This window comes from Geodermatophilus sp. SYSU D00703 (genome assembly GCF_054050155.1).
The window spans coordinates 37407-50087 of sequence record NZ_JBJGYU010000032.1; the positions used below are offsets into that span (position 1 = coordinate 37407).

The 12681-nt window shown below is 75.3% G+C and carries 8 protein-coding genes; 6 read left to right on the forward strand and 2 right to left on the reverse strand.

Annotated elements, in window-relative coordinates; all coding sequences use genetic code 11:
- Positions 1-335: 335 nt before the first annotated feature.
- The gene (locus ACI782_RS21595; RefSeq protein ID WP_456912151.1) at positions 336-3014 is read right to left on the reverse strand and encodes a LuxR C-terminal-related transcriptional regulator; all 2679 of its coding nucleotides are present in this window, start codon (positions 3012-3014) and stop codon (positions 336-338) included.
- A gap of 255 nt (positions 3015-3269) precedes the next feature.
- Here ACI782_RS21595 and ACI782_RS21600 point away from each other — a divergent pair, with 255 nt between their 5' ends.
- From ACI782_RS21600 to ACI782_RS21615, 4 genes are all read left to right on the forward strand, one after another.
- Positions 3270-3746, forward strand: coding sequence for a hypothetical protein (locus ACI782_RS21600; protein WP_456912152.1), 477 nt, complete (start codon positions 3270-3272; stop codon positions 3744-3746).
- Positions 3747-3890: 144 nt separating this feature from the next.
- On the forward strand, positions 3891-6206 hold the full coding sequence (locus ACI782_RS21605; RefSeq protein ID WP_456912153.1) for a LuxR C-terminal-related transcriptional regulator: 2316 nt from the start codon (positions 3891-3893) through the stop codon (positions 6204-6206).
- A gap of 221 nt (positions 6207-6427) precedes the next feature.
- A complete protein-coding gene (locus ACI782_RS21610; protein WP_456912154.1) occupies positions 6428-6901 on the forward strand; it encodes a DUF6325 family protein in 474 nt (157 codons plus the stop codon).
- A gap of 409 nt (positions 6902-7310) precedes the next feature.
- Positions 7311-8117: a bestrophin-like domain gene (locus ACI782_RS21615; protein WP_456912155.1), complete on the forward strand. Its 807-nt coding sequence runs from the start codon at positions 7311-7313 to the stop codon at positions 8115-8117.
- 69 nt (positions 8118-8186) lie between these two features.
- Here the strand turns inward: ACI782_RS21615 and ACI782_RS21620 are convergent, their stop codons facing one another.
- Positions 8187-9440, reverse strand: coding sequence for an MFS transporter (locus ACI782_RS21620; protein ID WP_456912156.1), 1254 nt, complete (start codon positions 9438-9440; stop codon positions 8187-8189).
- A 220-nt stretch (positions 9441-9660) separates the two neighbouring features.
- Here ACI782_RS21620 and helR point away from each other — a divergent pair, with 220 nt between their 5' ends.
- Positions 9661-11799, forward strand: a complete 2139-nt coding sequence (gene helR, locus ACI782_RS21625; protein ID WP_456912157.1) for an RNA polymerase recycling motor ATPase HelR — start codon at positions 9661-9663, stop codon at positions 11797-11799.
- Positions 11800-11836: 37 nt separating this feature from the next.
- A complete protein-coding gene (locus ACI782_RS21630) occupies positions 11837-12472 on the forward strand; it encodes a polysaccharide deacetylase family protein (protein ID WP_456912158.1) in 636 nt (211 codons plus the stop codon).
- Positions 12473-12681 lie beyond the last annotated feature (209 nt).

A 12681-nucleotide genomic window follows, 5' to 3' on the forward strand; every position in this document is an offset into this window, starting at 1 on the left:
GTCCTCCCGCGGGCCGGATTCTCCAGGTCCGGGCTGCGGAACGGACGGTGCCGGGACGTCGATGACCGCGACCGGCCGACCGCGGTGCCAGCGGAGACCGCTGCCGCACGGGCACGGCCAGGACCGGGACAGCTCAGCGCTGCGCTGTACCGGCGGGAGCGGGGCGCGGGGGCGGCAGTGGCCTCCCGCCACAAGCGACGCGGACGGCATCCGGACTGCCGAGGTCAGTCGAGAGGCCCTCGGTGACCTGTTCCCCGATGCCCCGCAACCAGCGCGATGCCGGCAGCGCCCACGATGCCGGCACCCTCCGTCGCGGAGGGACGGTCGAGACGGGCCTACAGCAGCTGCAGCGCCCGAGCGCTGCGGACCGCGTCGGCGCGACTGGTGACCTCGAGCTTGTCGAAGATCGCCCGGATGTGGGTACGGACGGTGTTCACCGACAGGAACATGACGTCGGCGACCTCCCTGTTGGACAGCGGCGCGGCCACGTGCCCGAGCACCTCCAGTTCGCGGTGGGTGAGCGGGTCGCGGGCCTGCAGGGCGGAGCGCTCGTGCACCGCACCGGGCACCGGGCGTCCCTGGCGCGGCGTCGGGATGCTCGGAGGAGTCACCTTCAGCCACGCCGCGGCGTGCGCCAGTTCCGGATGGGCGCGCAGCAGCCGCCACAGCGGCAGGGGCGTGTCGAGGAAGGGACGGCGCAGCCGTTCGGGTTCGGCCAGGCGCAACGCCCGGTCCAGCGCAGCGACCGCGGCGGAGGTGTCCCCGGCCCGGAGCCGCCGGCAGGTCTGCAGGATCGCGTTCTCGACCGCGAAGGCCGGAGGGAGCTCGGCGCCCGTGGCGGGTGGGGCGGCTCCCCCGCCGGACACGCCGAGCACGTCAGCGGTGGCCCGCAGCACCACAGCGTGCAGCGAGGAGGCGGGAAAGCGGTCCAGCAGCTGCAGGCCCCCGGCCCCGTCGTGACGGGCGAAGCGCAACCGGACGGCTTCGTCGAGCACCGGTTCGTAGACCCACCGAGGTGGGTCCGGGCCGTCGAGGACGGCCTGCACTGCGCGTTCGGCTGCGGTCAGCTCGTGCCGCGTCCGGCGCAACCGGCTGCGCAGCACGGTCAGCAACGGGTGGATGGTCGCGACGTCGGAACCAGCCCGCTCCGCCTGAGCCAGCCAGCCCTGTGCGTCACGCAGGTGGTGCCGTTCCGCGCCGATCCAGGCCGCTGCCGTCGCCGCGGTCGCCGTGTGGTCGGCCGCCGGTAGCCGGTGCGCGGCGCAGAGCGCGTGGTAGCGATCGAGCAGCTCCGCAGCCTGGTTCAGCCGCCCCTGCAGAGCTGCGAGCAGCGCCAGGCCCGCCAAGCACCGTGCACCCGGCCGCGGCGCATCGGCGGCGCTGCTCGACTGCAGCGCAGCGTGCTGGGCATCCTGGAGCGTCTGGTCGTCGGCGTCCGTGTACAGCAGCGCGGCGGCGCGGGCCGCGGTGAGCACCGCGGCCAGCTCGCCGCGCTCTCGTCGGCGTTCGTGGGGAAGGGCCGCCACCAGGTCCTCGGCGGAGTCGGCGGCGACGCGCACCTGCTCGGCGGGGTCGGTGGTGTCGGCCGTCACAGCGCAGATGACGGCCGCGGCGGCCCGCAGTGCCGGGTCGGTGTCGGGGTGGCCGGCCGCGGCCGTGGTGGCGGCGAGGTCGGCGGGGTCGGGGGGCGTCTCACCGGCGATGGCAGACGCCGCGCGCAGCACCGCCGCGTCCGGGCCGGGGACCCCGGCCGGGACGGTGGGCACCGGCCGGTGCTCCGGGTCGGCGCCGTGCGCGAGCAGCTGCACCACCGCCCCGTCGACGACCAGCAGCTCGGCGGCGAGCCGCCCGTCACCCGCGGCGATGGCGTGCTGCGCAGCTCGCGCACGACAGCCGGCCCGGGCGTACCAGTCGGCGCAGGCGTGGTGCGCGGCGGCGAACTCGTCGGGGTGCTCGCCCGCCAGCTGCGCGGCGAGGGTTCGTCGAACCAGTGGGTGGACCCGGAAGGCGCCCGCGGCTGCGGGCCGGCGCTCGACGAACACGTTGGCGGCGGCCAGCGCCGCCAACATGCGCCGGCTGTCAGGTCGGCCGGTGAGCCGCTCGGCCAGCTCCGGCTCCAGCTGCTCGGGGACGCTGATCCGCAGCAGGAACTGCCGCACGTGCGACGGCAGGGGCTGCAGCACCTCGGCGCGCAGGTACCCCGCCACGGGACCCTCGGCGGCGGCGAGGCTGGTCGGTAGGTGCTCGGGCGGCACCCCACGCCGCAGCAGGTCCGCAGCCAGTCGCAGCGCGACCACCCAGCCCTCGGTCGTGGCGTGCACCGCAGCGGCGGCCTCGGCGGTCAGCGGCGCGCCGAAGCCGGCGAGCAGCTTGCGGGTCTCGCCGGCAGTGAAGGCCAGCCGGTCGGCGCGGATCTCGGTCAACCGGTCGGCCAGGCGGTACCGGTGCAGCGGCAGCAGGGGGGCAGCGCGGGCACACAGGACCAGCCGCAACCGCGCCCCGACGTGCCGGACGAGCAGGTCGAGCACGTCGAGGACGAGCCGATGGGTCAGGCGGTCGGCGTCGTCGAGGACCAGCACCACCGGCCGGGGCGACGCGAGCACGGCGGCGGCCACCTGGACGGCCGCCGTCCCGGGCCAGCTCTCGGCCGGACCCCACCGGGGCAGCTCGACCTCGAGCCCGGCCCGTGCCAGGGCCGCGACCAGATAGCGCCCGAAGGTGACCGGGTCGGCGTCGGTCGCTTCCAGGGAGAGCCAGGCGACGGTCCGCAGATCGCGCTGGGCACGCGTCCAGGAGCCGGCGAGCACGGTCTTGCCCGCCCCGGCCGGTCCGGTCAGCAGCGTCACCGGCGTGTTCGTGACCCCGGCGGAGAGCTGGTCGAACAGCCGGGCACGAGGAAGCGGCGCGAACCCCAGCAGGGGTGGCGCGAGCTTGGCGACGAGCGGCGGGATCTCCGGCGGCCGGGGCCCCCACGGCGTGTCGCGCCGCTCGTGTGCCTGTTCCACCGCGGTCATGGCCGGGCCTCCGATCGTCATCGGTCGGGACGGCCGTCACAGCGGCGCCTCCGTCCGTGCTGCGGGTGCCAGGCTGTGAGCGTCTGCCGGACGGGCAGGTGCGGGCATCGCCTGAATGGCCCTATAACGCCATCGCACCGGTCCCGTCCCGGGCCGGTGCGATCGGCGAGAGTAGGCCGGATCGGGTGATGCCGGCCCGTGCCGGCCGCCGGAACCTGCCCACTGACACGACGGGGTGGGGGAGGTGCCGGAGGCATGGCCTGGCGGCTGGCGGTGGCGTTCTTCGATCCGCCGACGGCCGCGGCGGCGGTGGCCCGCCTGCTTGCCCGGCGATCGCGCGTGGAAGTGCCCGAGGGCTGCGTCGGCGTCTTGACGCTCGATCCACGCGGGCAGATCGCGTCTCGGCCCTCCCGGCCCGGCGCGGGCGGCGAGGTGAGCCCGGTGCTCGATGTGCTGGTGCTCGCGATGGGCCGGCGCCCGCCGCCGGCGGCCGGCCCACTGCTCGCCGGTGGCGCCGATCTGTCGGCCGACGACCTGGCACGGTTCGCGGCCGAGCTGGAGGCCGGGCAGGTCCTGGTAGCGGTCCTCGACCGACGGCCGAAGGCGGAACAGGCCGTCGTGGAGCTGACCGGCCTGGGCGGGAGGGTCGAGCTGCACCGGGTCACCGACGAGGCCCTGCGGCAGGCCGCCGACCTAGCGGCGATCGGCGGCGCCGCGTCTCCCCAGCCGTAGCGCCGGGACGGGCCGGAGGCCCCTGGTCCGGGGCATCCCGGCGGTCCTACCGTGCCCCCGATGAGACCGGCTCGGGCAGGAACCAGCCCCGCCGTTGGCCAGGCGCTCCGGGCGGCGGACGACGCGGCAACACCCCCGCTTCCGGTGGCACTCCTGCCGTCCTGGTTCACGCCGCCGCCCGTTCGCGCCGGCATCGTGCCGCGGACCGGGCTGCTGCGCCGGCTGCTGCAGGCCGAGGAGCAGGTCATCGCGCTGGTGGCTCCACCCGGGTACGGGAAGACGACGCTGCTGGCGCAGTGGGCGGCCCGTGACCGGCGACCGTTCGCCTGGTTGCGGCTCGACCGTCGCTGCAACGACCCGGTCGTCCTGCTGTGCTCCCTGGCGCTCGCACTCGCCCAGGTGATCCCGGTCGACCGTGCGGTGTTCGCCCGTCTGATGACAGCGCACCGCCTGCAGCGCGAGGCCGTGGTGGCCGAGCTGGCCGCGACGGTGTCCCGTGCGCCGCGGCCGTTCGTGCTCGCCATCGACGACATCCATCTGCTCACCGACGCCGAGGGCGCCGAGGCGCTGCAGATCGTGCTGGGGCACCTGTCGACCGGCGCCCGACTCGCGGCCGCCGGCCGAGCCGAACCGCCCCTGGGACTGCCCCGGCTGCGCGGCGAGGGCCGCGTCGTCGACCTCGGCGCCGCCGACCTGCGGCTGGATGCCGCCGGCGCGCGAGAGCTGCTGTCCGCGGCCGGGGCGCAGCTGGACGACGAGCAGGTCGTCCAGCTGCTGGCGCGCACCGAGGGCTGGCCGATCGGCCTGTACTTCGCCGCCCTCGCCGGGCACGGTGCGGGCCCGACGGTGCCCGTCGACGCCTTCTCCGGCGAGGACCGGCTGCTGGCCGACTACATCCGTAGCGAGTTCCTCGCCCAGCTGCCCGCCGACCGGCTGCGGTTCCTCACCCGCACCGCCGTGCTCGACGAGCTGTGCGGGCCGCTGTGCGACGCGGTGCTGCAGCGCACCGGCTCGGCCGCCGAGTTGGAGCAGGTCGAGACGTCGAACCTGCTGCTGGTGCCGCTGGACCGGCAGCGCCGCTGGTACCGCTACCACGCCCTCTTCCAGGCCGTGCTGCGCCGCGAGCTCGAGCGCACGGACCCGGAGGCGGTACCCGCGCTCGCGCGGCGCGCCGCGAGATGGTGCGAGCGCAACGGCCTGTTCGACGCCGCCGTGCACTACGCGCAGCTGGCTGCCGACGTCGACGGCGTGGGACGGCTGGTGCTGCGGGACGGGCTACGGCAGTACGCGGCGGGACGGGTCGCCGCACTGGGCGAGTGGTTCACCTGGCTGATCGAACACGGCAGCGCGGACGGCGGCGTCGCCGTCCTGGGCACCTGGCTGGCCATGCTCTCCGGACGCCCGGCGGAGGCCGAACGCTGGGCCGCGGTCGCCGACGCCGGGGACCCGGCCGCCGAGCAGCCCGACGGCAGCCCCCTGGAGGGCTGGTTGTCGACCATGCGCGCGGCGATGGCCCGCGACGACGAGCACATGCGCGAGCAGGCCGCTCGGGCGCTGCAACTGCTCGCCCCGGCCAGCCACTTCCGGCCGACCGCCGCGCTCTGCCTGGGCCTCGCCGAGCTCCTGGGCGGCGATGCCGCCGCCGCCGACCAGCAGCTGGTCGACACCGCCGAGCTCGGCGAGCACCTCCGCGCCGAAGGCGCAGCCGCACTCGCGATGTCCGTGCGCGCGCTGATCGCCCTCCGGGCCGACCGTTGGCCGGACGCGGACGCGCTGGTGCAACGCGCGTGGGCGCTGATCGAGCGAGCCGGCCAGCAGAGCTACCCGCTGACCGCGATGAACCACGCGCTGCGGGCCCGCATCGCCGCGCACGCCGCCGACCCCGCCGGCGCACACCGGGAGATCACCGCGGCCGCCAGGCTGCTGCCGCAGCTCAGCCGAGCGCTCGGGCACGTGGCCGTCCTGACCCGGCTGGAGCTCACCCGGGCCGCGGTCGCTGTCGGCGATCCCGCGGCCGCGGCGGCCTTCCTCGCCGAGGCACAGCAGCTGTTCGCCGGCGGACTGCGGTTCGGCTCCCTCCAGCAGGACGCGCAGGACCTGGTGGCGGCGATCGAGCAGCAGCGCAGCGCCGCGCCCGGTCTGCCCCGGCTGACCCCGGCCGAGCTGCGGCTGCTGCCGCTGCTGGCCACCCAGCGCTCCCTGCCGGAGATCGCCGAACAGCAGTACCTGTCCGTGCACACCATCAAGGCCCAGGTCACGTCCATCTACCGCAAGCTCGGCACCTCCTCCCGCACCCAGGCCGTCGACCGCGCCCACGGCCTCGGCCTGTTGCCCACCTCATCCCAGCCCGGGAAGCCTCCACCCCCGCGGCCGGCCCCGGACAGGCGGCTCGGTGACCGCGGGGAGTCATCCCCACCGGCTGACGGGCAACAGCCAGCGGCGACCCGCGCAGGCAGCTGACGGCGGCGAGAGCTGCCGGTGGCCGCAACCACCTGCGCCGGCCAGGTCGCCTCCGGGCCGTCGCCTCCACCGCGACACCTGTCGGGGCTCTCGGGCCGGCATGCGGCTTCCGCTCCTCGCCGCGGCGAGTCGTCCTCGAGGGGTGAGGTCGCACCGACCGGATCAGCAGATCATCCAGACACCGACGGGGCCATGCCCCGGCCGACACAGGGAGGTGCGGCGTGACACAACAGGTGACCGAAGAGGCTCGCGAAGCCGTCGACGAACTCGGACCGGTCGACTGGATCGTCGTCGAGTTCCCCGGGAGCAGGTTCAACGGAGAGATCGCCCCCGCCCTCGAAGAGCTGGTCGACCGCGGCACGGTCCGGGTCCTGGACCTGCTGCTCATCCGGAAGGGCGAGGACGGGTCGCTGGAGTTCCACGAGCTCCGCGACGTCGACGAGACGGATGTCGGCAGTCTGCGGGCCTACGAGGGCGAGCTGGCGATGCTGCTCAGCGAGCAGGACGTCCTGGCCGTCGCCGAGGCCGTCGAACCCGGCAGCACCGCGGCGCTGCTGGTCTGGGAGAACACCTGGGCGGCCCCGTTCGCCTCGGCCGTCCGGCGTGCCGGCGGCCAACTGGTGGCCAGCGGGCGCATCCCGGTCCAGGCCATGCTCGCCGTGCTCGAAGAGGACGACGAGGGACAGGAGGAGTGAGATGCCGCTGGCAGCCCGAAGGATGCGCCGGGCCGCAGTCATAGGTCCGGCCCCGGTGGCCCGCACGGCCGCGACCGTCGGGACCGCGGCGGTCGTCGCCCACGGCGTGGCACGGCGCACCGACCGCCGCGAGGATCGGCGAGAGGACCGACGCGACCGACGTCGGTGGTAGCGGGGCCGGCAGCGCAACCCACCGCAGCTGCGGCAGGTGCGCCCTCCGGTCCCGACGGTGCGGATGACCCCGCAGCACCAGCGCGTCCCGGGCGGTGGAGAACCACGTCATGGGGCGGTCGGCGGTTGCGGCTGCGCTCGGCACCGACGTGCCGGCCCAGCTCAGCGCTGCGACGGGGGCGCCTCGGGTCTCCCCGACCGCTCGCCTGCGGATCCCACGTGGATCGGGAGGGGCATCATGCTGTTCTTCGGGCTGAGCACCTGGGTCCTGGCGGTCCTGCTCGGCCTGCTCATGATCGGCACGACGCTCGCTGGGCTGTTCATCGGCCAGCGGATGGGCCACTCCTCGGACAGGTTCCGAGAGCCGCTCGGGGTGCTGCAGGGGGCACTCATCGGCTTCATGGGCCTCCTCCTCGCCTTCGGCCTCAGCCTGGCGCTGGGACGGTACGAGTCGCGGAGGGCCGACACCGTCGACGAGGCCAATGCCATAGGTACGACCTACCTCCGCGCGCAGACCCTCCCCGAGCCGGTGCGCACCGAGACGCTCGACCTGCTGCGGCGGTACACCAGGACCAGCATCGCGATCGCCGACTCGGTGCCAGGGAGCCCAGCTCAGCAGGCGGCACTCGCAGCCAGCGAACGCGACCAGCGCCGGCTCTGGTCGTTGGCCGGAGAGGCCCTCGATCGAGAACCGCTCGCCAGTGCCCCCCGTCTCTACGTCGAATCGCTCAACGAGACGTTCGACGCGCAGGCCACCCGTGTGTACGCCTTGACCAACCGCGTGCCGACGGCCGTGCTCGTCGTGGAGGTCGTCGGGGCCGCCGTGGCTCTCGGCGCGCTGGCCCTCCACCTGGCCCTGCACCTGTCCACCATCCGACGCGGCCTGGCCACCACGGTGGTCGCGGCGCTGCTCGTCACCGTCCTGCTGGTGGTGACCTTCGACCTCGACCGCCCGGCCAGGGGTCTCATCCGGGTCCCGGCGACCCCGCTCACGGACGTCCATGCCTCCATGTCCGCTCCACCGGCAGCTGGCGCTCCCGACTGAGTGCCGTGCAGCGGGCACGAACCCGCGGACGGCCCGACCCGTCCCACCGCCCTGAGCTGCGTCTCCCGGCTATCGCGCCGGCTGCACCCGTGGGTGAGCCCGCGGCCCGAGCCTGGCGAGGAGGACCACCCCCAGGGCCGCCGGGACCAGGGGCGCCGCCACCAGCCACAACAGCGGAGCCTGGTGGACGGCCAGGCGCAGGACGTACTCGCCGGCCAGGGGGGCGAGCAGCCCCGCACAACCCCACCCGGTGAAGACCCGGCCGTAGGCGGTGGAGAAGGCGTCCGCACCGACCCGGTCCGCGGTGGCCGCCGGCACCAGCGAGGACACGGCGCCGTACGCGAGTCCCGTACCGAGGAAGCCGGCCAGCACCACCGAGGGCGCGGTGGGCCCGGTGAGGCCGCCCACCGCCACCGCCGCCGTCCCCAGAGCGACCGCGAGTGCCGGCAGCCGCCCGATCCGGTCGGAGCCCCAGCCGGCCACCAGCCGTCCGACCAGGTTGCCGGCGGCGAGTGCCGACACGGCGATGGCCGCCGTCTGGGCCTCCTGGTGCCGAGCCGAAGCCAGCGGGACGGCGAGGGCGAAGAGCGCCAGCCCGGGAGCGGTTCCGCCGGCGAAGACGAGCCACAACAGGACCACCGGCGCCCGCGGGGGACGGAGTGCCCGATCTGCGGGCCCGGCCGGTCGGCTCCGCTCCCCGGGGGCGTGGCGGGCCGCGACGGCGAGCAGCGCGGTCACGACGACCGCGAGACCGACGAGGCAGGACCGCCACCCCGAGGCCCGCAGGGCGGGGGCCGCGACGAACCCGAGCAGCAGGGGGCCGGCCGCGTAGGCGGCGACGACGAGACCGGTGGCGGTACCGCGGCGTCGCTGCGGGGCGCGCGCCGCGAGCCCGACCGCGACCCCGTACCCCAGCCCGTTGGCGGTCCCGAAGAGCAGCGCGACACCCGACCACAGGGCGAGGGGTCCGCTCGCGGTCGCCGCGAGGAGCAGCCCGCCCCCGCCGGCAGCGGCGGCCGCGGCGAGCAGTCGGCGCGGGCCGTACCGCCGCTGGAGCGGTCCCACGACCAGCAGCACCGCACTGAAGACGACGATCGCCGTGGCGAAGACGGCGGCGGCTCCTCCCGGGGACATGCCCAGGTCCGCCGCGGCGTCCTGCGCCACCAGGCTCCAGGCGAACAGGGTCCCTGCCGCCAGGTTGGCGGCGATGCCGGCCAGGAGGGGGCGCGCCGTGGCAGCACGTCGTCCACGAGGCGGCGGGACGTCGCTCGCCCGCTCCGGACCCGACGGCGTCCCACCACCGTCACGGGCGGATGGGCACATGAGGACCGGAACCGTCTGCAGCGGACGACGAGAAATGGGGGTGGAACTCAATTCCTCCCACTTGAACGTATAGCGCACGGGGGGCCTTGCGGCAAGACCCGGGGAGAGGCGGAGGATCGCCGACCGAAGCCGAGACCTGCGGAAACGGAGTCCTGAATTGCGCGTGTCGACCAGCACCGGTTCACGCGGGAATCCGATCGGAGCTGATTCCGGAGATCCGGTGGTCACCGGCGCGTTCGACCTGCCCGAGGACCTCACCGCCAAGGCCGACCCCGCGTTGATCGCCGCCGACGAGCAGCACTTCGCGGCCGTCGCCGAGAGCCTCGAGCGGTCGATCGCCGACCTGTCCGACCGCCTCGACGCCGAGCGCAGGGCCCCCGGCGGAACCGGCCAGGCGGCGCTGGACCGGGACCTGGAGGTCCACCGGCTGACCGCCCGCCTGCGCGCCCTGCGTCGCTTCGGCCTGGACCTGTGCCTCGGCCGCATCGTCCGGGCCGACGACCCCGAGCCCGTGTACGTCGGACGCCTCGGTCTCACCGACGGCGACGGTCGCCGGCTGCTGGTCGACTGGCGCTCCCCCGCGGCCGAGCCGTTCTTCGGCGCCACCCACGCCGACCCGATGGGTCTGGTCAGCCGCCGCCGGTACCGCTGGACCCGCGGCCGGATCACCGACTACTGGGACGAGGTGTTCACCCCGGACGGACTGGAGGGGCACGCCGCCCTCGACGACCAGTCCGCCTTCATCGCCAGCCTGGGCGGCAACCGGTCGGCCCGGATGCGGGACGTCCTCGGGACCATCCAGGCCGACCAGGACGCCGTCATCCGCGCGGGGTCGGACGGCGCGCTCGTCGTCGACGGCGGTCCCGGCACGGGCAAGACCGTCGTCGCCCTGCACCGCACCGCCTACCTCCTCTACTCCGACCCGCGCCTGGGCCACCACCGGGGCGGCGTGCTGTTCGTCGGTCCGCACGAGCCCTATCTGGCCTACGTCTCCGACGTCCTGCCCAGCCTCGGCGAGGAGGGCGTGCTGACCTGCACCCTGCGCGACCTCGTCCCGGAGGGGGCCACCGCCGGGGTCGAGACCGACCCGGACGTGGCGCGCCTGAAGTCCGCCATGGACGTGGGGACGGCGATCGAGGCGGCCGTCCGGTTCTACGAGGAGCCGCCCGCCAGGGGGATGACCGTCGAGACCCCCTGGTCCGACCTGTGGCTGAGCGCCGACGAGTGGGCCGAGGCGTTCGAGGCGCGCGAGCCCGGGACCCCGCACAACGAGGCGCGCGACCAGGTCTGGGAGGAGCTGCTCGCGATCCTGGCGGAGAAGCTCGACGACGACGTCCCGGCCGACCAGCTCCGGAGGTCGCTGCAGCAGAACGGGGACCTGCTGCGGGCCTTCGACCGCGCGTGGCCGCTGCTGGAGGCGCCCGACCTGGTCGGGGACCTGTGGTCGGTCCCCGCCTACCTGCGCCGGTGCGCCCCCTGGCTCGGCCCCGACGACGTCCGGAAGCTGCAGCGCGCGGACGCCCGGGCCTGGACGGTGTCCGACCTGCCGCTGCTGGACGCGGCGCGGCATCGGCTCGGCGACCCGGAGGCGTCCCGGCGCAAGCGCCGTCAGGACGCGGTGGTAGCCGCCGAGCGCGAGCGCATGGCCGGCGTCATCGACGAGCTGATCGCGGCCGACGACTCCGAGCTCCTGCTGATGACGAGCCTGCGCCACCAGGACCTCCGGGATGCCCTCGTCGACGAGGCCGCGCTGCCCGTCGCCGACCGGGACCGGCTCGCCGGTCCGTTCGCGCACGTCGTGGTGGACGAGGCGCAGGAACTGACCGACGCGGAGTGGCAGATGCTGCTGCTCCGCTGCCCGTCGCGGAGCCTCACCGTCGTCGGGGACCGCGCGCAGGCGCGGCACGGTTTCGCCGAGTCGTGGCAGGAACGGCTCGGGCGGATCGGGCTGGACCGGACGCGCCTGGCCTCGCTGACCATCAACTACCGGACGCCGGCCGAGGTCATGGCCGAGGCCGAGCCGGTCATCCGGGCCGCGCTCCCGGACGCCAACGTGCCGACCTCCATCCGCAGCACCGGCGTCCCCGTCGTCCACGGACCCGTGTCGGACCTGGGCTCGGTCCTCGGCACCTGGCTGGCCACGCACGCCGAGGGGGTCGCCTGCGTCATCGGCGACCCCGCGTTCCGGGAGACGTCCCGCGTACGGTCGCTGACCCCGGAGCTGGCGAAGGGGCTCGAGTTCGACCTGGTCGTCCTCGTCGACCCCCAGCGGTTCGGCACGGGCATCGAGGGAGCGGTGGACCGCTACGTCGCGATGACGCGGGCGACCGCGCAGCTCGTCGTCCTGACGACCCCCTGACGTCGGCTCGGGGGAGCGCAGGGGCCACAGTCGGTGCATGACGCCGCTCGTGGCGGTGCTCAGCGGTGCCCTGGTGCTGGCGCCGCTCGCCGTTCCCGTCCGGGCCCCCGCGGACGGGTTCTGCTCCGCCGGTCACGTCCGCCTCACGTTCGACGACGGCCCCTCGCCGACCGGGACGCCGCAGGTCCTCGACGCGCTGGCCGCCCGGGATGCGACGGCGACCTCCTTCGTCGTCGGCTCGCTCGCCGCCGCGTACCCCGGGCTGCTCCGCCGCGCCAGCCAGGAGGGGCACGCGATCGGCAACCACTCCTGGAGCCACCCGGACCCCACCACCCTCGACGAGACCGCCGTGCGAGGACAGCTGCAGCGCACCGACGACGCCCTCCAGGAGGCGACCGGCGCCGCGCCCACCGAGTGGCGCCCCCCGTACGGGGCACGCAACGCCGCCGTGCAGGCCGTGGCCCGCGACGTCGGCCTCGACCCGATGGTGCTGTGGGACGTCGACCCCACCGACTGGGCCGACCCTCCGGCGACGACGGTCCGCGACCGGGTCCTGCGGGACGTGCACCCCGGCGCCGTCGTCCTCCTGCACGACGCCACGGGGGCGAACACCCCGGAGGCCGTGCCCCTGGTCCTCCAGGGTCTGGCCGAGCTGGGCTACTGCACGCGCTGACCGGCGCGCGGCAGGAGCTCGCTGCCTACCGCCGGCAGGTCCTCCTCAATGGCGCGGGCCTGGGATGTGGGGTCCCCGCAGGGACCGGAAACCCGCCCGGAGCTCCTCCACGAGGAGCTGCGGCTGTTCCCACGCCGCGAAGTGCCCGCCGCGGTCGAGCCGGTTGTAGTGGACCAGGCCGGGATAGGCCCGCTCGGTCCAGCTGCGCG

Bases quoted from the DNA above. Each gene is read 5' to 3' on its own strand.
- ACI782_RS21620 (WP_456912156.1), bottom strand. From the start codon at position 9,440: ATGTGCCCATCCGCCCGTGACGGTGGTGGGACGCCGTCGGGTCCGGAG.
- ACI782_RS21595 (WP_456912151.1), bottom strand. From the start codon at position 3,014: ATGACCGCGGTGGAACAGGCACACGAGCGGCGCGACACGCCGTGGGGG.
- ACI782_RS21615 (WP_456912155.1), top strand. From the start codon at position 7,311: ATGCTGTTCTTCGGGCTGAGCACCTGGGTCCTGGCGGTCCTGCTCGGC.
- ACI782_RS21630 (WP_456912158.1), top strand. From the start codon at position 11,837: ATGACGCCGCTCGTGGCGGTGCTCAGCGGTGCCCTGGTGCTGGCGCCG.
- ACI782_RS21600 (WP_456912152.1), top strand. From the start codon at position 3,270: ATGGCCTGGCGGCTGGCGGTGGCGTTCTTCGATCCGCCGACGGCCGCG.